Source organism: Nocardia sp. NPDC003726, from assembly GCF_053586955.1.
Genome location: NZ_JBSFNF010000019.1, coordinates 59,207 through 78,512, shown reverse-complemented (window position 1 = coordinate 78,512; position 19,306 = coordinate 59,207). Strand labels below are relative to the sequence as shown.

Annotated in this window: 12 protein-coding genes and 1 pseudogene; 8 read left to right on the top strand and 5 right to left on the bottom strand. The window is 70.5% G+C overall.

What is annotated here, in order from left to right:
- The first annotated feature begins 67 nt into the window (after positions 1–67).
- From ACWDMM_RS23665 to ACWDMM_RS23630, 8 genes and pseudogenes are all read left to right on the top strand, one after another.
- Complete coding sequence (locus ACWDMM_RS23665) at positions 68–838, top strand: deoxyribonuclease IV (protein WP_067804414.1); 771 nt, start codon at positions 68–70, stop codon at positions 836–838.
- A 276-nt stretch (positions 839–1,114) separates the two neighbouring features.
- Positions 1,115–2,044, top strand: coding sequence for a TauD/TfdA dioxygenase family protein (locus ACWDMM_RS23660; RefSeq protein ID WP_357110063.1), 930 nt, complete (start codon positions 1,115–1,117; stop codon positions 2,042–2,044).
- A 220-nt stretch (positions 2,045–2,264) separates the two neighbouring features.
- A complete protein-coding gene (locus ACWDMM_RS23655; RefSeq protein WP_357110066.1) occupies positions 2,265–3,485 on the top strand; it encodes a CaiB/BaiF CoA transferase family protein in 1,221 nt (406 codons plus the stop codon).
- Between the two features lie 160 nt (positions 3,486–3,645).
- Entirely contained in the window at positions 3,646–4,566 is a 921-nt protein-coding gene (locus ACWDMM_RS23650; protein WP_195082061.1) for a beta/alpha barrel domain-containing protein, read from the top strand.
- A 55-nt stretch (positions 4,567–4,621) separates the two neighbouring features.
- Positions 4,622–5,398: an ABC transporter ATP-binding protein gene (locus ACWDMM_RS23645; protein WP_195082060.1), complete on the top strand. Its 777-nt coding sequence runs from the start codon at positions 4,622–4,624 to the stop codon at positions 5,396–5,398.
- Between the two features lie 34 nt (positions 5,399–5,432).
- Positions 5,433–7,961: an ABC transporter permease gene (locus tag ACWDMM_RS23640; protein WP_195082059.1), complete on the top strand. Its 2,529-nt coding sequence runs from the start codon at positions 5,433–5,435 to the stop codon at positions 7,959–7,961.
- A gap of 305 nt (positions 7,962–8,266) precedes the next feature.
- Positions 8,267–8,584 (top strand): annotated as a pseudogene (locus ACWDMM_RS23635) (haloalkane dehalogenase); the annotation flags it as partial.
- A gap of 417 nt (positions 8,585–9,001) precedes the next feature.
- Positions 9,002–9,832, top strand: coding sequence for a phosphatase PAP2 family protein (locus ACWDMM_RS23630; RefSeq protein WP_357110071.1), 831 nt, complete (start codon positions 9,002–9,004; stop codon positions 9,830–9,832).
- A 525-nt stretch (positions 9,833–10,357) separates the two neighbouring features.
- Here ACWDMM_RS23630 and ACWDMM_RS23625 read toward each other — a convergent pair.
- From ACWDMM_RS23625 to ACWDMM_RS23605, 5 genes are all read right to left on the bottom strand, one after another.
- Positions 10,358–11,119 (bottom strand): dienelactone hydrolase family protein, encoded by a 762-nt coding sequence (locus ACWDMM_RS23625; RefSeq protein WP_357110074.1) that lies wholly within the window; start codon positions 11,117–11,119, stop codon positions 10,358–10,360.
- Between the two features lie 271 nt (positions 11,120–11,390).
- Entirely contained in the window at positions 11,391–12,548 is a 1,158-nt protein-coding gene (locus ACWDMM_RS23620; RefSeq protein WP_449939581.1) for a VWA domain-containing protein, read from the bottom strand.
- Between the two features lie 427 nt (positions 12,549–12,975).
- Positions 12,976–15,327: a DUF5682 family protein gene (locus ACWDMM_RS23615; protein ID WP_397071486.1), complete on the bottom strand. Its 2,352-nt coding sequence runs from the start codon at positions 15,325–15,327 to the stop codon at positions 12,976–12,978.
- Positions 15,306–16,406 (bottom strand): ATP-binding protein, encoded by a 1,101-nt coding sequence (locus ACWDMM_RS23610; protein WP_195082054.1) that lies wholly within the window; start codon positions 16,404–16,406, stop codon positions 15,306–15,308. The genes ACWDMM_RS23615 and ACWDMM_RS23610 overlap by 22 nt, the downstream gene beginning before the upstream one ends.
- Positions 16,403–19,273, bottom strand: coding sequence for a DUF5691 domain-containing protein (locus ACWDMM_RS23605; RefSeq protein WP_449939576.1), 2,871 nt, complete (start codon positions 19,271–19,273; stop codon positions 16,403–16,405). The genes ACWDMM_RS23610 and ACWDMM_RS23605 overlap by 4 nt, the downstream gene beginning before the upstream one ends.
- Positions 19,274–19,306 lie beyond the last annotated feature (33 nt).

Below are 19,306 nucleotides of genomic sequence, written 5' to 3'. Positions count from 1 at the left end.
CCATCGCGATGCAACAGTCCCGGCGCGACGTCGATTGTCGTCGGTAGCAGCCAGTACTGTGGCCCGCATGCGCATTGGAGCACACGTCCGGCTCGACAGCGACCCGATCGGCTTCGGGGAGAAACTCGGCGCCGACGTCATCCAGATGTTCGTGGTCGATCCGCAGAGCTGGGACAAACCCACCCCGCATCCGCGGACCGAGGAGATCCTCGCCAGCCCGATCGAGGTCGTGGTGCACTCCTCCTATCAGATCAACGTCGCGAGCCTGAACAACCGGCTGCGCATGCCATCGCGCAACGCGGTCGCCCAGCAGGCGAAGGCGGCCGCCGACCTGGGCGCGTTCGGTCTGGTGGTGCACGGCGGGCATGTGCGTTCGGACGCCGAACTCGAGACCGGGATCGACAATTGGCGCAAGCTGTTCGAGCGTCAGCAGGACAAGGGCGGTTTCGCGGTGCCGATCCTGATCGAGAACACCGCGGGCGGCAACCACGCCATGGCCAGGCATTTCGATTCCATCGCCCGGCTGTGGGACGCGGTCGGCGATTACGGCGCCGGATTCTGCCTCGACACCTGCCATGCCTGGGCGGGTGGCGAGGAGCTGATCGGCGTCGTCGACCGGATCAGGGCGATCACCGGCCGGATCGATCTGGTCCACTTGAACTCCTCCCGCGACGAATTCGACTCCGGCGCCGACCGGCACGCCAACTTCGCCGACGGCACCATCGATCCGCAACTACTCGCCGAGGTGTGCCGCACGGCGGACGCGCCGGTGGTCCTGGAGACCCCGGCCGACGGCCTCGCCGAGGACCTGGCTTACCTCCGCGAGCACTGTGGTTGATTTGCTGTGCTGGTTTGGCCAGCGCCTACGGCGCTGGGTGTTCGCGGCCCCGGGAAGTCTCGCGTCCGAGCGACCGAGACTCGCGACTACGTCGCATGCGCTCGGTGCGTGAGCCCGACCGCAAGTCAGTGCCCGCATCGGCTCGCGCTCGGTGGGCCGAAGAGGCGGTTCCTGCGCGCCGTTTGCGATCAGCGCGACGAAAACCCTGGTCAGCGGGGTTGTTCGAGTGGTCTGCTCTCCGGAGCAGTAACCGATCTCGACAGCGAAGGTGATCTCATGACGGTCGCACCCGCCATCCCATCCACGGCCTCGGTGACCAGGCTCGGCGCTCGTATCGGCGCGCGGATCGACAACGTCCGGCTCGGCGGCGATCTGGATCCGGCCACCGTCGACGTGATCCACCGCGCGCTGCTGGAGCACAAGGTCATCTTCTTCCGCGGGCAGGACCACCTCACCGAGGACGGGCAGTACGAGTTCGCGCAGCTGCTCGGCGCGCCGACCACCCCGCACCCGACGGTCACCTCGCACGGCGTGAAGAGCTTGGCGATCGATTCCGAGCACGGCCGCGCCAACAGCTGGCACACCGACGTCTCCTTCGTCGACCGTATCCCGAAGGCGTCCATCCTGCGGGCGGTGCACCTGCCCTCCTACGGCGGCGCCACCACCTGGGCATCCACCGTCGCGGCCTACGAATCGCTGCCGGAGCCGCTCCAGCGGCTCGCCGACTCCTTGCGCGCGGTGCACACCAACGTCTACGACTACGCCCGCGTCGAGGAGACCCCGCGCCCCAACACAGCCGCGTACCGCGCCGAGTTCGAGTCCACCTACTACGAGACCGAGCACCCGGTGGTGCGCGTGCACCCCGAGACCGGGGAGCGGGCGCTGCTGCTCGGCCACTTCGTCAAGCACTTCGTCGGGCTGTCCAGCACGGAGTCGCACGCGCTGTTCCGGCTGTTCCAGGACCGGGTGACCCGCCTGGAGAACACCGCCCGCTGGAACTGGGAGCCGGGCGACGTCGCCATCTGGGACAACCGCGCCACCCAGCACTACGCCATCGACGACTACGACGACCAGCCGCGCAAGCTGACCCGCATCACCCTGGCCGGCGACGTGCCCGTCGGCGTCGACGGCTCGTCCAGCACCATCATCGCGGGCAACGCCGAGCACTACTCGATCATCGAGGACACCCAGCTGCTCGCGTCCTGAAACGAGGACCCCGCATGGTTGCCGGTCTCCCGGCCGTTGAGGGGCCATGCGGTATCCCCGTATCACCGTGCGCGCGCTCTCCCAGGGACGCGAGGGTGGGACATACGCAGCTCTGCCGGGTGCTGCCCCAACATCCTCGGGACGACCCAGCCCAACCCGGCCCCGCGAACACCCAGCGCCGCAGGCGCTGGCAAAACCAGCACAGCCCATACTGGTTGCCATGAGTATTCGGCCGCTGGACGGGGTGCGCGTCCTGGAACTCGGCAATTACATCGCCGCGCCGACCGCCGGGCGCATTCTCGGCGACTTCGGCGCCGAGGTGATCAAGGTGGAACGCCCGAAGGCGGGCGACGAGCTGCGCAACTGGCGGCTCTACGGCGGTGACACCTCGATGCTCTACCGGACGATCAACCGGAACAAGAAGTCGATCACCCTGGATCTGCGCACCGAGGCGGGGCGCGGGATCGTGCTCGACCTGATCCGGCGCTGCGATGTGCTGCTGGAGAATTTCCGGCCCGGCATGCTGGAGAAATGGGGCCTGGGCCCGGAGGTGCTGAACGAAGCGAATCCGGATCTGGTGATCACCAGGATCTCCGCCTACGGCCAGACCGGGCCCATGTCGGAGCGTCCGGGGTTCGCCGCGGTGGCCGAGGCGGTCGGCGGCCTGCGGGAACTGGTGGGCGATCCGGATCGTCCGCCTGTGCGCACCGGCGTCTCGATCGGTGACTCCATCGCGGGCATCTACGCCGCGTTCGGCACCGTGATGGCGCTGTTCCAGCGCGAGCGCCGCACCGAGGAGGATGGGCCGGTGCCGCTGCGCGAGCGCGTCATCGACGTGGCGCTGAACGAGGCGATCCTGTCGGTGATGGAGTCGCTGGTGCCGGACTATCTGGCCTACGGCATCCAGCGCGAACGCGTCGGGGGCCGGATGGAGGGCATCGCGCCGAGCAACGCCTACCCGTGCGCCGACGGGACCAGCATCATCATCGGCGGCAACGGTGACGCCATCTTCCAGCGCTACATGGCGGTCATCGAACGGCCCGACCTGGCCGCGGATCCGGATCTGCAGGACAACGCGGGCCGCTGGCGCAATCGCGAGCGGCTGGACGCGGCGATCGGGGAGTGGACGGTCAGGCACACCCGCGCCGAGGCGCTGAAACTGCTGGACGCCGCCGCGATTCCGTGCGGTCCGATCTACACCGCGGCCGACATCGTGGCCGACGAGCAGTACCGGGCACGCAATATGATCCAGTCGTTCACCGTGGACGTCGGCGCGCCGGAGCCGAAGGAGGTCGGTTTTCCCGGCATCGTCCCGGTGATCGGCGAGCGATCCCTGCCCATCCGCAGCATCGGGCCCGACCTGGGTGAGCACACCCGGGAGGTGCTGTCCGGTCTGCTCGGCATGAGCGAGGCCGAGATCGACGCGTTGGAGGCGCGATGAGCACGCGGCCGCACGACCGGAGGCGTCCGAAGGGCCGCGATGCGGGAGAGCCGCGCTCGCCGGGCGCCAGCAGGCCCGTGGTCCAGCCGAATCCGACCGGGGCGGGCGAGAAGCCGTGGGGCGGCGTGATGTGCGGCCACCACCGGGCGCGGGAGCAGCGATGACCGCGCCGGTGTTGCGCGATGTCACGTTGCGCGACGGCCTGCAGCTGACCGGAAAATTGCTCCCCGTGCAGCGCAAGGTGGATATCGTGCGGCGCTTGCTCGCGCTGGGGGTGCCCGCGCTGGAGATCGGCTCGATGGCCCGCCCGGACCTGGTCGCGCCGATGGCGAACACGATGGAGCTGGTCGCCGCGTTGACGCCGGAGGAATTGCGCCGCTGCTGGGTGTGGGTGGCGACGCCGCGCCACGTGGAGAAGGCCGCCGCGGCGGGAGTGCGGAATTTCCAGTACTGCTTCTCGGTCTCCGACGCGCACAACCGGGCGAACATCGGACGCGACACCGAGGCCAGCGTCGCCGCCATGCCGGATGCGGTGCGCCTGGCGCAGGAGGTGGGCGGCTCGATCCAGCTCTGCTTGGCGACGGCGTTCACCTGCCCGTTCGACGGCCCGGTCGATCCGGAGCGGGTTTTGGCCATCGCCCAGGACCCACGCACCGAGGGCGCGGACGACATCGTCCTGGCCGACACGCTCGGACAGGCTCACCCCGGCGAGGTGTCCGCGCTGGTGGCGGCGGTGCGGGACCGGACGCCGCCGCGGCGGATCGTCTTCCACGGCCACGACACCTGGGGCATGGGCGTGGCCAACACCCTCGCCGCCGTCGCGGCGGGCGCGGACATGGTCGACGGCGCGCTGGGCGGCCTCGGCGGCTGCCCCTTCGCGCCCGGCGCCAGCGGCAACACCGCCTCCGAGGACATCCTCTTCGCCACCAGACCGGACTGGTTCACCCCCGCCACCTTGGCCGCGCTGGTCGGCCTCTCGGAAGAACTGCTGGCCGAACTCGGCGAACCCAACCGCTCCCGCGCCTCGGAAGGCGCCCGCTCCGAAGCGTCCGCCTTCGAGTGGGTCGTAGGTAGGGCTTGAAACACAGGGTGTTCCCTGATGGCGTGTGACGGCTCGGCCGGTAAGACTGGACGGCATGACTTCGCAAGCTTTGGGTGCCGACACCGCCGAACTGGCGGCCTCGACCGATGTCGCGGCCCACGCTATCGAACTGACCAAGGTCTACGGATCGGGTGATACCCAGGTCAGGGCATTGGACGGGGTGTCGGCCGAGTTCGCGAAGGGCGAGTTCACCGCGATCATGGGTCCGTCCGGATCGGGCAAGTCGACGCTCATGCACTGTCTGGCCGGGCTCGACAGCGCCAGCTCGGGCACCGTCCGCATCGGTGACACCGACCTCACCACGCTGTCGGACAAGCAGATGACGCGCCTGCGCCGGGATCGGATCGGGTTCGTCTTCCAGGCGTTCAACCTGGTGCCGACGCTGACGGCGCTGGAGAACATCACGTTGCCGCTGGACATCGCGGGCCGCGCACCCGATCGCGAATGGCTGGAGACGGTGGTGCGGCGGCTGGGGTTGGTCGGCAGGCTCACCCACCGTCCCAGCGAGCTGTCCGGCGGACAGCAGCAGCGGGTGGCCTGCGCCCGCGCGCTCGTGGGTAAGCCGGACATCATCTTCGGCGACGAACCGACCGGCAATCTGGACTCGCGCTCCTCGTCGGAGGTGCTGTCGATCCTGCGCGCCGCGGTGGACGAGTTCGGGCAGACGGTCGTCATCGTCACCCACGAACCGCACGCGGCCGGGTTCGCCGACCGGGTGGTCTTCCTCGCCGATGGTCGCATCGTCGACGAGATGCGCGATCCGACCGCCGACACCGTGCTCGACCGGATGAAAGCGTTGGAGCAGGCGTGACCGGCGGTTCGCGGAAGATTCGGGGGCGGGCGTGATGGCCGGAAGTCCGATGCGCAAAGTCGCGCTGCGCAATCTCGCCGCCCACAAGGTGCGGCTGGCGCTGACCCTCTTGTCGGTGGTGCTCGGCACCGCGTTCATCGCGGGTTCGTTCGTGTTCACCGACACCTTGCAGAGCACTTTCGACGGGATCTTCGCCAACGAGGCGAAGGGCGTCGACGTCCGGGTGAGCCCGAAAGAACGCCAGGCGCAAGGCGTTCCGAACAACGTGGTGGACGAGCTGGTGAAGTATCCCGGCGTCCGCACGGTCGCGCCCAGCGTGAACGGGCCGGTGGTGCTGCTCGATCCCACCGGCAAGAAATCCGTGCAGACCGGCGGCGCGCCGACGTTCGGCAGGTCGTACCTGCCGCCGGAACAGGCCGTCGCGGAGCCGGAGAAGTTCCTACAGGGCGTGCCGCCCGCCCGGCCCGGTGAGATCGCGATCAACACCGGCGGGGCCGAGCGGGCCGGGCTGAAGATCGGCGACCGCACCAAGATCCTCATCCCGTCCCAGCCAGAGCCGATCGACGTGACGCTCACCGGCGTCTACGAAATACCGTCCGACACGGGCGGTCTCATCGGGGTGCTGTTCGACGACACGCAGGCGCGCAAGCTGTTCACCGACGGCCTGCACGTCGCCTACGTGGATTTGGCGGCCACCGGCATCCCCGGCGACGAGTTGCGCGACAACCTGGCCGAGGCGCTGCCCGGCTACAAGGTGCAGAACGGCGATCAGGTGCGGGCCGACTTGAAGAAGGAAGTCTCCAACGCGCTCAACTTCATCAACTACTTCCTGCTCGCCTTCGGCGCGATCGCGCTGATCGTCGGCACGTTCATCATCTACAACACCTTCTCGATGATCGTCGCGCAGCGCTTGCGGGAGCTGGCGCTGCTGCGCGCGGTCGGCGCGAGCAGGCGGCAGGTCGGCACGTCGGTGGTGGCGGAGGCGTTCGTCATCGGCTTGATCGGCAGTGTGATCGGTCTGGCGGGCGGGGTCGCGCTGGCATTCGGATTGTCGGCGGTGCTCAATGCCTTCGACCTCGGGTTGCCGACCGGATCGATGGCGGTGCGGCCGCGCACCATCGTGGTCGGGCTGCTGGTCGGCCTCGCGGTGACGATGGTGAGCGCCTACGCGCCCGCGCGGCGTGCCTCGCGCATTCCGCCCGTGCAGGCGATGCGCGAGGAGTTCGCCTCCACCGGTGACTCGCTGCGCCTGCGCACGATCCTCGGTGCGGTGCTCGCGGTGATCGGTGCGGCGCTCGTCGTGCTGGGCGCGCAGCGCACCGGCGGCACGGCGGCCGCCACGGTCGGAGTGGGTGCGCTCGGGCTGATCTTCGCCGTGCTGCTCGCCGCGCCCGCGTTGTCGCGGCCGCTGGTCGGCGGGCTCGGGGTGCTGGTGCGCCCGTTCGGGCCGATCGGCCGGATGGCGCGCAACAACGCGGCCCGCAATCCGCGCCGCACCGCCGCGACGGCGTTCGCCCTCACGCTGGGCCTCATGCTGGTCTCGGCGATCGGCATGCTGGGCGCTTCGGCGAAGGAGAGCGTCGGCGTGCTGGTCGACAAGGGCGTGCGGGCCGATTACGTGCTGGCCGGACCGCAACTGCTCGGTGTGCCGTTCGGCGCTGCCGACGCCGCGCGCACCAAGGTGCCGGGTGTGGCGCAGGTGGTGGGAATGCGGGGCGCGCCGTTCAAGCTCGGCGACGATCAGGTGTTCGTCACGTCGCCGGACGGTCCGCTGGGGGGCGTGCTGAACTACGAGATCGTGCGCGGTAGCGACACTCTCGGCGCCAGGGACGTGCTCGTGTCCGAGGACGAAGCGAACGACCGTGGCTGGAAAGTCGGTGAGCAGGTGACCCCCACCAGCGTCGACGGCAAGAAGGTTCCGCTCACCGTCACCGGGGTGTACAAGAAGAACCCGTTGCTGGGCCCGATGGTCGTGTCGCAGACGGTCTATGACGAGGTGGTCCCGCTCAATTTCCGGACCAACTTCCTGGTGCTGATCAAGGCGCAACCGGGCGCGAACATGAGCGCGATGCGCGCCGACCTGGAGAAGGCCACCGAGCAATTCGTCGTGGTGCAGGTGCAGGACCGCGAGGAGTTTAAGGGCGCCCAGGGCAAGCAGATCAACACCCTGCTGGCCATCCTGTACGGCTTGCTCGCCTTGGCGGTGGTGATCGCGATCCTCGGCATCGTCAACACCTTGGCGCTGTCGGTGGTGGAGCGGCGTCGCGAAATCGGCATGCTGCGCGCGGTCGGTATGCAGCGCGCCCAGGTACGCCGCACGATCTATTTGGAGTCGATGCTGATCGCGGTGTTCGGCGCGATCGTCGGCATGGTGCTCGGGCTCGGCCTCGGCGTCGGATTCCTGCGCACGCTGCGCGATCTGGGGCTCGACCAGATCGCCATCCCGTGGAGTCAGCTGGTCCTGGTGCTGATCAGCTCGGCCGTCGTCGGAGTGCTGGCCGCGCTGTGGCCCGCGGTGCGGGCGGCGCGCACGCCACCGTTGGCCGCCATCGCCGATCTGTGACGGTCCGTGCGGCGCGCGATGCTCGTGCGCCGCACGGAAGCGAGCCCTCGCGTGCTCCGTGGGGCCGTGACCCGCCGAGTCGAACAAGCGCTGACCCGGAGGAAACGCCAAGGCGTGACAGGCGGGTCTCGTGGCACGAGGCCGGACACCGGGGAGTGCGCCGATCACGGCGGCCCGTCACGAGTCCAGCCCAGAAGCGGCCAGTTCACTGGCGGCGGCGGCGAGTCGCGGTGCCTCACAGGTAGTCTGGCGGCGGAGGGAGGGGCCGCGTCCTGCTCGCGGAACTGGGAAGCAAGCTCAGCACGGCCGAGGCCGACCACTACCGCGCCGTACAGCCCACCGCGGAAGCCCGTCGCGGACTCGCCGTGCTGCCCAGAGAGATTCGCGCCGCGCGCCCGCTGCTGGACCAGCTGGCCAGGGACGTGCCCGCCCTGCTCGGCGACAAGCCGGCCCTGCTGGTGTGGGGGATGCGGGACATGGCGTTCCGTCCGAACGCCTATGTCCCGCGAATGCGTGCCACCTTCGCCGATCTCGACATGGTCGAGCTGCCACGCGCGCGGCACTTCATTCAAGAACACGCACCGGACGCGATCACGGCGGCGATCGCCAAGCGTTTTCCGTAAGCACCGTCGACGGAGTTCAAACCGAGCAGGCCGATCACCCGATGCCGAGCCCGGTCGGTTAGCCCGATAGGGGCGAACAGTGGCGCGGCATCGCCACCGGCTACGACCGGCTCGCGATCTTCCGTGGGGATCTCGTCATGGCACCGCATTGTCGAATGGCTCCGGCCGGCAGGAGACGTGGGCGCACCGTGACGGGCGGCCGGGTGCTGCGTTCCGCATGTGCGGCAGTGTCGTCGGTAGGCCGCGAAGATCACGAGATCGCCTGTGCTGCAAGCGAACTCGGATCCGTGCGCGGTGCTGTATGCCCCGTCACATCTTGCTGAAGTTGTCCGTTCGGTGGTGCTAGTTTAAACGGAGGTTATCACTCCACTTAACTCTCGGTAAACGGCCTGATTCAACGGGGAAGGAGGCCGAGTGATGGTCGCTGTGGACTTCGGGGGCGCGGGCGCCGGGCTCGGGGTCGCGCCGGGCGGAGTCGCCGAACGGGTGCGAGCGGCCGTGCGCGGGCGCGGCGGCGAGGCCGCCGGGCAGCTCCTCCTCATCACGGTGCTCTACCTCGGCTATCGCGCGGGGCGGCTGATCACCGCCGACGACACCGGGCGCGCCCTGGTCAACGCGCACCGCCTGCTCGGACTCGAGGACCGGCTCGGCCTGACGGACGAGCAGTCGGTGCAGGCGTTGTTCGTCAACCGCGAATTCCTCGCCGTTCCGGCCAATTTCTATTACGCCGGCGCGCATTTCACCGTGGCCGTCGGAGTCCTGCTGTGGTTGTGGACGTTCCGGCCGGAGCACTATCGCTGGACCAGAAATCTCATGGTGGCGCTGACCGGGACGGCGCTCGTGGTGCACATCCTGGTTCCGCTCGCACCGCCCAGGATGCTGCCCGACCAGGGGTTCGTCGATCTCGCCGCGCGATACGGTCAATCCGTCTACGGCGACGCCGATTCCGGCGGTCTGTCCAATCAGTTCGCGGCCATGCCTTCGCTGCACGTCGGCTGGGCGCTGCTGCTCGGCGTGGCGGTGGTCGCCGCCACCCGCACGCCGTGGCGCTGGCTCGCGCTGGCCCATCCGGCGCTGACCACGCTGGTGGTGGTGGGCACCGCCAACCACTACTGGCTGGACACCGTCGTCGCCGTCATGTTGCTGGCGGTGTCGGCCGTACTACATCCCCTCGTGGTGCCCGCGGCGGCGACGGCATGGGGCGTGATGGGTCCCGTTCCACCGAACCCCGTGCCGACCAGCCCCTGACGGCCCGCCACACGCCCGGCGGCGCTGACCGGAAAAGCGCTGCGCCGCGCGTACCATCGCAGAGCCGTCCTAGTTCGCCCGTCCGGACAAGGAGTTGCCATGGAACTGATGACCATCGCGGATTTGCTGTCTTCGCTGGCGATTCAAGTGTTCGCCCTGTTGGGCGGGTTCCCCGGGGGTTATCCCGGCTGACCCGCTCCGGCCGTGGGCTTTCGCGCCGCGCTTCAGCGCGGCGAGTGTTCCCGCATGAGCGTGGACATGTCCCGGCCGGTGAGTGCCGATTCCGATGAACGCAGCGGGCCGCGGTGGGAACCAGTAAGTCCAGGTCACCGCGGCCCCGGCGTTCTGACAGGGAAACACGGAAGGCGCGGCCGCAGCGCTACGGCCCGGTGATCCGCAGATCACGTAGCGGACAGGGGGGCGCATTCACGGGTCGACCCCACCCATGCCGAGACGTACTTGTCCCCGCGGCGGTGCGGGCGCAGCGCCGGGCGCGACGGACGCTGGAGACCAGGCCGGAGCGAACTACCGGCGCAGATTGCGGTCGAACAGGGCCAGCAGTTCGCGGTAGTGCCGTTCAGCTGCCTCGGGATCGTAAGCGGAAGTATCGGCTTGGGTGTAGCCGTGTTGCGCCCCCTCGTAGACCTCGGTCCGGTGCCGGACGCCTGCGGCCTCGAGCGCCTTGTCGAACTGAGCGATGTGCTCCGCGGTCATGTGGTGGTCCTCGCCCGCGTGGGCGAAGTACAACTCGCCGGTGATGTTTCCGACGGTCAGGTGCGGACTGTCCGTCGTGTCGGTGACGAGCGGTCCGCCGTGGAATCCGGCCACCGCGGCGACCCGCTCGGGGAACATCGCGGCGGCCAGCACCGCCAGCCGCGCACCCATGCAGTAGCCGGTGAGGCCGATCTTCTTTCCGGCGACCAGCGGCGAGTCCGCCAGCCACGCGAGGCAGGCGGCGACATCGGAACGCAAGAGTTCCGGTGTCAGCTCACGAATCATCGGGAAGACCTGTTGAAAGATCTCCGGCCGCTCCGCTGGATCGATGAAATCCGGCAGCTCGACCACGGGCGCACGCCCGTGCCGGTAGTAAGCGTTCGGCAACAGCACGGTGTAGCCGTGGTCGGCGATACGATCGGCCAACGACCGCAGGCTGGGCCGCAGCCCGAAACCGTCCTGGATCACGAGCACACCCGGATGAGCGGCGCCGTCGTCGGGGTAGGCGACATACGCGTCTGCGACACCATCGGCCGTCTGAATGTCGATCGTCCTACCCTGCACCGCAGTCATCGTTTGAATTCTCCTGTCGCCTGGATCGTTTCGAACGTACCTCGAGCAGCATCGGCCGATTCGACTCGCTACCGGTTGCCGGAGCACCGACCGTGGAGCCCTTTCTGCCCGCCACGCACCGGTAGCGGAGCGGTTCGGCGCGTCACTGTGGAGGCGACGAAGTCCACGTCGTCGGCGTAGCAGGCGATGATGGCACCGAGGTCGCGTGCGTTCCATGCTGCCAGCCAGGCGTCGGCGTGGGCTCGGGCTTCTATCGGCCGCGCTGCCTGCGCTAGTGCTGGGTGGCGTTGGCGTGGGCCCAAGTTTGGACGTCGCCGCGGTCGAGAGCCAGTGCGAGCAGTTCCGGGAACTTGTCGGGGGTGCAGGCGAAGGCCGGGATGCCGAGTGCGGCGAGGGCCGCGGCGTTGTCGTGATCGAAGGCGGGCGCGCCGTCGTCGGAGAGGGCCAGCAGCACGACGACCTGGACGCCGGACTCCTGCAGCGAGCGGACGCGGCGCAGCATCTCGTCGCGGATGCCGCCCTCGTAGAGATCGGAGATCAGGACGAACAGCGTGTCGGCCGGGCGGGTGACCAGGGACTGGCAGTAGGCGATGGCCCGGTTGATGTCGGTGCCGCCGCCGAGTTGCGTGCCGAACAGCACCTCCACCGGGTCGTCGAGTTTGTCGGTGAGGTCGACGATCTCGGTGTCGAAGACCACCAGCGAGGTGCGCAGCGACCGCATCGACGCGAGCACCGCGCCGAACACCGACGCGTACACGACGCTGGCGGCCATCGAACCGGACTGGTCGATGGCAAGCACCACGTCCCGCCGCACCGCCTGGGCCTTGCGGCCGTAGCCGACCAGGCGTTCGGGCACCACGGTGCGATGCTCGGGCAGATAGGTGGCGAGGTTCTTGCGAATCGTGCGGTCCCAGTCGATGTCCCGCAGTTTCGGCCGGGTGACGCGGGCGGCGCGGTTCAGCGCGCCCGAGACCGCGGCGACGGTCTGCGCCGCGATGCGCTGCTCGATCTCCCGCACCACCTTCTCCACCACCATGCGCGCGGTGGCCTTGGTGGTCTCCGGCATCACCCGGTTCAGGCTCAACAGGGTGCCGACCAAGTGCACGTCCGGCTCCACCGCCTCGAGCAGTTCCGGCTCGAGCAGCAATTGGGTGAGATCGAGCCGCTCCACGGCATCGCGCTGCATGACCTCGACGACGGCGGCGGGGAAGTAGCTGCGAATATCACCGAGCCAGCGGGCCACGCGCGGCGCCGAACCCTGCAAACCGCCGGTGCGCTTGCCGGGCGAGGTCTCCTCATCGGTGTTGTACAGCGCCGACAGCGCCCGGTCCATGGCCGCGTCCGTGCCGGAGCCCAGCCCGCCCAGTCCTTCCTCCGCCGCCGCGCCGAGCACCAATCGCCAACGCCGGGACTGCGCTTCGTCGGTCATGCCGCGCCCTTCCGGGTATGAGCGGCGACCTCGCTGCGGTCTCGCCGGACTGCCTGTTCCCTCAATGTGTATCCGATCTCCGCACGGGCGGGGCCCTGCGTGGTCACGCTCCGCTGCCGCCTGGCCTGACTGCTCATGCCGCGTCCTTTCCGGCATGCGCGGAGGTCCCATGTAGACGCTGAGCTGCCGCCTCCGGTCCTGATCCGCGCACACTGTCCCCGCCTTGCGGTGTGGGCGAAGGCGGCGTAGTAGTGCTGCGCGGTCGTCCGCGGGTCCGCTCGCTCGTTCTGGGTGCGCTTCCGGGGATGGGCGGTCCTTGCGCGGTGGTGCTGCGCTGTCGCCTGCGGGCCTGGGCGGCTCGTGCTCTGTGTGCTTTCGGTATGGACGGCGTGGTGCTGCCGTGAGACCGACCTCCATGCTTGGCCGCTCATACCGTGACCCCCAGAATCTCCGCTGCCGTCCGCACCGCGATTGTGGCGCGATCGGCGTCGATGCCCGCGACGGCCGCCGTGGGGGAGACCGATCCGCCGTCGCGGACCGCCTGCCCGATGGCGCGGCGCTCACCCGATTCGAACGCGCCGAAGGTGCGGCGTAGCAGCGGCAGCGTCTCGACGAACGTGTCGTCGCCGAGGCCGCGCAGCCAGTCGTCGATGAGCCGCAACAGCTCCCGATCGTGCACCAGCAGCAGGCCGCGACCGCCGAGGAAACCGTCGATCCACGCCGCCTTGGCCGCGGCGGTGGCGCCCACCGACAGCGCGGCGGACAGCCTGCGCGCGGATTCGGCGTCATCGATACGGCCCGCGTCGGCGAGCAAGCGGACCGCGCGCCCCACCAGAGCGCCGTGCACGTCGTCGCGGTCGGCGATCCGGCGCAGCGCGGCGAGCCAGGCGCCGGTGGCCCAGCCGTCGTCCCTGGTGTGGATGGCGGTGTGCGCCGCGTCCAGCAGACCGCGCAGCTCGGTGGCGGCGTCGGTGTCCAATCCGGTGACCGCCGCGGGCAGGCCCGCGCAGATGCGCACCAGCAACCCGTCGGCCACGTGGGCGAGCGCTTTGGTGTCGGTGCCGCGTACGTCGCCGTAGCGCAGCGTGCGGATCAGGCCGGGCAGCGCGGCCAGCAGGTGGGTGACGTCGTGGTCGAGCGCCGCGGTGGATTCCAGCCGGGCGATCAATCCGTCGGTGGCGCCGCCCAGATCGGCCAGCAGCGCGACTTCCAACGCGGTGGTCAATTCGCCGACCGAGCGGTCGGCGCGGCTCGCGGTGTCGAGGATCTTCGCCTCCGCCGCGGTGCGGATGGTGGTGCCCCAGCGCGAGGCCTCGATGATCGAGATCGCGTACTCGGGATGCCACTGCAGCGTCCAGGTTTCCCGGAAGGTGCCGGTGCTGCGCACGTCGCTGATGGTGAGCGTGCCCCACTCGATGTCGAGCACCCGCAGCCGGTGCAGCAGGCGCGACCGCGCGACCTCGCGTTCCTTGCGCAGATCCAGGTCGACGGTGCGGATCGAGGGCTCCTGCTTCATCCGCAGCGACCGGATGGTGGCGCGCAGGTCCGCGTCCAGCGGCACGGTCGGCGTCTGCTCCGGAACGGCGCCCAGCGCCTCGCCGACGACGAGTTCGCCGATCACCAACCGCAGCATCGTCTCGTCGCCGCCGCACAGCACCGACCGGGTGGCCTCGGTCACCTCCGACAGACCGGCCAGCGGGCGACCGCGCAGCGCGGCGAGCGTGTCGGCGAGCCGGACGGCCTCGATGACATGCGCGCTGGAGACGGGCAGATCGTGGGCGCGCAGCACACCGGCGACCTTGGTCAGCCAGCGGGCGATCGGCTGGGCGGTGGCGGTGAACAGGTGGTGGTACCAGCCCGGCGAGGTGACGCCGGCGCCGTAGCCGGAGGTCGTGGACAGCCGCGAGTGCGTCCACGGCACCCAGGTGAGCTTGGCTTTGGTCTTCGGCAGGCCTTTGAGCAACCGGGCGTCGGGCGCGGCGGGACCGAGCGCGCCGGTGAGCGCGGGCGCGTGCCACGCCCCGCACACCACCGCCAGCCGCCGGACGCCGTCTCTGAGCGCTTTGCGCATCGTCTGGCGCATGTAGGCCTCGCGCCGCAGGGTGTGGGCGTCGACGACGAGGAGTTCCGGTGGTTCTGGCACGAGGGTCGGTTCGGCGACCGCCTCCGCGACCGAATCCAATTCCGGCGCAGTGGCATTCGTGGCTCGATCCGGTCCGGGTCGCACGGTCGAAGGTCGGTCGCTCACGGCGCCACCCGACTCGGCGGATTCCCGCAGCGCGCCCATCGCCTCGGTGATCGCGTCGAACGCGGCCGCGTCCGGCACCGATTCCACGACGGCGTCCCACCAGCGTTCGGCGTCGTCGTAGCCGCCGGCCGCGGCCAGCGTGGCGAGCGGATCGAACCGGTCACCGGGCTCGTCCTCCGTCGCCAGCGTGACGCTCGCGGGCAGATCGCAGAACCGCACGGGCACCTCGTTGTCGGCGGCGTAGCGCAGCGCCTGCCATTCGGGGGAGAACACCGCGTACGGCCAGAACGCGGCCTTGGCGGGGGCGTCGGGAACATACGCCAGCAGCGCGACCGGCGGGGCCATCCCTTCCGCGGCGACGAGGCCGACCAGCGGATCGGCGTCGGCGGGCCCCTCGATCAGGATCATGTCGGGCCGGAACTGCGCCAGGGCCAGCCGCAGCGAGCGCGCCGAGCCGGGACCATGGTGGCGGATGCCGAAAACCCTGGTCACGGGGTCTGCTTCGGAGGTCACCCGGTGACCTCGCGGCAGGCGCGGTAGAAGTCCGCCCAGTCCGGTCGCTCGCGGACGACGGCCTCCAGATACTCCGTCCACACCACGGCGTCGGCTACCGGATCCTTGATCACCGAACCGAGCACCGCGCCCGCGATGTCGGAGGCGCGCAGCACACCGTCGCCGAAGTGCGCCGAGAGCGCGATGCCGTTGGTGATCACCGAGATCGCCTCGGCCGTGGACAGCGTCCCGGACGGCGACTTCAGCTTGGTCCGTCCGTCGGCCGTGCTGCCGGAGCGCAGCTCACGGAAGACCCGCACCACTCGCCGCACCTCTTCGGCCGCCGCGGGCACGGCGGGCAATTCCAGCGCCGAACCGAGTTGCTCGACCCGCCTGCTGACGATGGCGACCTCCTCGTCCTCGCTCGCGGGCAGCGGCAGCACCACCGTGTTGAACCGGCGGCGCAACGCGGAGGACAACTCGTTCACCCCGCGGTCGCGATCGTTGGCGGTGGCGATGACGTTGAAGCCCTTGGCCGCCTGCACCTCCGTGCCGAGTTCCGGCAGGGGCAGGGTCTTCTCGGACAGGATGGTGATCAGCGCGTCCTGCACGTCCGAGGGGATGCGGGTGAGCTCTTCGATCCTGGCGATGGAGCCCGTCCGCATGGCCGTGAGCACCGGCGACGGCACCAGCGCCGCGTCGCTTGGCCCTTCCGCGAGCAACCGCGCGTAGTTCCAGCCGTAGCGGATCGCCTCCTCGGCCGTGCCGGAGGTGCCCTGCACCAGCAATGTCGACGCGCCGCTGATGGCGGCGGAGAGATGTTCCGACACCCACGTTTTGGCGGTGCCGGGCACCCCGAGCAGCAACAGCGCCCGGTCGGTGGCCAGCGTCGCGACCGCCACCTCCATGAGCCTGCGCGGGCCGACGTACTTCGGGGTGATCACGGTGCCGTCGGCCAGGGTGCCGCCGAGCAGGTAGGTGACCACCGCCCAGGGCGACAGCCGCCACGACGGCGGGCGGGGCCGGTCGTCGGCGGCGGCGAGGGCGCGCAGCTCGTCGGCATACGCCTGTTCGGCGTGGGGGCGCAGCAGGCCGGGCGTCGGGTCGGTGGTGGTCACTGCAACTCCTCGAGCATCATCGAGCGGTGAATGAGGTCATGGGCGAGCTGGTCGAAGGCCCGCTCCCAGGCGGGATCGTCGCATTTGCCGGCCACCGCGGACAGCGTGCTCGCTGCGGCGACCGGGAGGTGCACCGAGGCCGCGGCGAGCAGCGACCGGTGCGCGCTCGGTGCCGCGCCGTGCGTCTCGGGACGCCGCGCCGCCGCCCGCGCCCGTTCGAACAGCAGCAGCACCACGTGCTGGGCCAGCGCTTCCGGCCACGGATGGCCCATCGCGGGCAGCAGCGCCTCGATCTCCGACAGCCACGACCCGTCCAGCCGCACCAGGTGCGCGGTCCGGTCCGGCAGCGGAAGCAGCGCGAACAGCTCCCGCCTGCGCAGCATCGCCAGGTCGGTGGGCACGCCCGCTTCGAACAGCGCGCGCGCCCACGCCGAGTCGCGTTGCGCCAGTGCGGCGTCCACCCAGCCGTCGAAGATCGGCTGCCGGAACCGGTCCTCGATCGTGGCGCGCACCGCCTGCCGCGGCGTGCCGAGCACGTCGGCCCAGTGCGCGAGCGGGGTGGCGGCGACCACCTGCCGGAGCCGGGCCGCGGCCACGTCGGGCGCGCCGTTCCAGCGGTAGGCGAATTCGACGGTGCGGTCGGTGATCCCGTCGCGCTGCGCGGCGGCGTCGGGCCGGTCCGGCAGCGTGAGCACCACGTTCGTGTGCAGCATCCGGTGCTCGGCGCGGATCCAGGCGCTCGCCCGCGCCCGCATCCGCTGCGAGAACGCCGAGTCCGGCAGCAGCGCGAGCAGTCCGGCTGCGGTGCGGCGCACATCCGCGCGCCGGTCGTCCAGCGCCGTTTCCAGCAGGGGCTCGTCGTCCGGGCCGAGTGCGTCGGCGAGCACGGCCAGCAGTTCGGCCTTCAGCGGCCCGGATTCCTTCGGCCACGCCGCGGTGAGTTGTTCTCGTGCCGCGCCAGGGTCGGCGCGCCGAAGGCCGGCGAGCCAGTCGCGCCGCTCGGGTGGCCGACCGAAAAGCCAAGTGTCCGAAAAAGTTTCGTCATCGGTGGACGGCAGCCGCACCAGGTCGCGCCAGGCCGGATGCCGGGCCGCCAGCCAGCTGCCGCGAGTGCCGGCGAGGCGCAGCAGCGGCTCGCGCAAGGTGGCATTGATCTTCGCGTGCTCGAGCAGTTGCTCGCACAGCGCGTCCGGCGCTCGATAGTCGTGCGGCCGCGCCGCCTCGAACCATTCGGGCAGGAACGCCGAGCGTTCCCGCAGCATGCGCGCCAGGCGTACGGCGGCGGGGCGCGGCAGCGCCGGACGGGGATCGTCCGCCGCGGGCTCCGGCGCCGCCGCGGTGGCGGGCGCTACGCCGCCGCGAGTGTAGAGGTCTTGCAGCGCGGCGGTTTCGAGCAATCGCGACGCGGGATCATGCGGCAACCGCTCGGCCGCTCGCGCGATCGGGGGCGCCAGCGCCGCGAGGTCCGGTGCACGGCGGGCGGTGCCGAGCAACGCGACGGAGGTGAGACCCGCGCTCCCGGTCGGCGCAGGCTGCGGGTGGGTCGCGTCGGGGACGAATGTCTCGGTGGGTGCCAGATCGATCACCTCACCCGCGGTGAACACCGAGATCGGCTCCAAACCGTCGGCGCTCCACTCGCCGGCCACCGTCACCGGATGACCGCCGGAGACGGCCAGCAGCGTCCACGGTTGCTCACCCGGCCGGATCGGCAGCGCGGTCCCGTCGGATTCGGTGACGTACCAGCCCTGTTCGGTGCGGGTGGGCACCACGTCGGCCAGGAGCATCGGCCACGAGCGCAGCCACGGATCGGCCCCGAGCGCGGACGCGTGCGCGGCCAGCGCGGCGGCGATGGTGGCCGGGCGGTCGCGGTCGGCGGGCAGCGTGGTGAATGGTTCGGCGGCGCTGTGCCGTTCGCCCCACAGCGCGCGCAGCGGCGCGGCGCCGGGATAGAAATGGAGCTGGGCGTCGGCCAGTTGCCCCAGGGCGGGAACGTCGGCGGGGAAGCCGGGGGAGCCGAAGGAATGGTCGACCACCACCGCCCAGCGCCTGCTTTCGCGCCCGTACAACCAGGTGCGCCGGGTGTAGAGGCGCTCGTCCTCGGTGATCCGCGCGCCGAACACCATCCATCGGTCGCGGACCGGTACTTCGGCACGCACCGCCTCTGCCGGATTGGGATAACCGACGTGGGTGCGGATACTGGCGCGCAGCGCGGGCGGCGCCGCGTCGAGCTGCCGGTGCGCGGCGATCAGCAGGTGCATGCGCGCGTACTCGCGCAGCATCACCTCCGGCCAGTCGTTTCTGGTGGCCACGACGGCCGGGAGCCTGCGCAGCGCGGCGGCGAGGCCGGGGGCCTGCGCGTCGACCATCCTGGCGGCCACGGCCTCGAAGGCGCGATAGGAGCGATCGGCCTGCGCGAGGCCGGTGCGCACCTGATCACCGAGCCAGACGTCGAGTTCCTCCAACCCCGCCGTCACCCGCACCCGGCGCTGTTCGGCGGTGGCCGGATTCGGGGTGCGTGGCCGGTCGGCGGACGCGGCGGCCCGTGCGGTACGGCCGCCGATCCACGCGGCCGCGTAGTCGGCGGTCTCCGGCGCGACGGCGACCTCGCCCGCGGACCAGCGCAGCAACAACGACAGCGCGTGCTTACAGGGAAACTTCCGGCTCGGGCAGGAGCAGCGGTACGCCGGGCCGGACAGGTCGACGATCGTCTGATAGGGCGTGGCGCCGCTGCCCTGGCACCGGCCCCACAGCGCGGTGCCGTGCTGCCCGCTCTCGCGCCAGCGGCCCACCAGCTTGCGCGCCGCCGACAGCGAATTTGCGTCCGGCGCCAGCGCCGTGACCTGGGCTTCGGTCCACGGCGTCGTCATCGGCCCGCTCCGGCTCGCTGCTGCCTCATCGCC

Coding starts and splice junctions, on each gene's coding strand:
- ACWDMM_RS23665 (WP_067804414.1), top strand. CDS start 68: ATGCGCATTGGAGCACACGTCCGGCTCGACAGCGACCCGATCGGCTTC.
- ACWDMM_RS23660 (WP_357110063.1), top strand. CDS start 1,115: ATGACGGTCGCACCCGCCATCCCATCCACGGCCTCGGTGACCAGGCTC.
- ACWDMM_RS23655 (WP_357110066.1), top strand. CDS start 2,265: ATGAGTATTCGGCCGCTGGACGGGGTGCGCGTCCTGGAACTCGGCAAT.
- ACWDMM_RS23650 (WP_195082061.1), top strand. CDS start 3,646: ATGACCGCGCCGGTGTTGCGCGATGTCACGTTGCGCGACGGCCTGCAG.
- ACWDMM_RS23645 (WP_195082060.1), top strand. CDS start 4,622: ATGACTTCGCAAGCTTTGGGTGCCGACACCGCCGAACTGGCGGCCTCG.
- ACWDMM_RS23640 (WP_195082059.1), top strand. CDS start 5,433: ATGGCCGGAAGTCCGATGCGCAAAGTCGCGCTGCGCAATCTCGCCGCC.
- ACWDMM_RS23630 (WP_357110071.1), top strand. CDS start 9,002: ATGGTCGCTGTGGACTTCGGGGGCGCGGGCGCCGGGCTCGGGGTCGCG.
- ACWDMM_RS23625 (WP_357110074.1), bottom strand. CDS start 11,119: ATGACTGCGGTGCAGGGTAGGACGATCGACATTCAGACGGCCGATGGT.
- ACWDMM_RS23620 (WP_449939581.1), bottom strand. CDS start 12,548: ATGACCGACGAAGCGCAGTCCCGGCGTTGGCGATTGGTGCTCGGCGCG.
- ACWDMM_RS23605 (WP_449939576.1), bottom strand. CDS start 19,273: ATGACGACGCCGTGGACCGAAGCCCAGGTCACGGCGCTGGCGCCGGAC.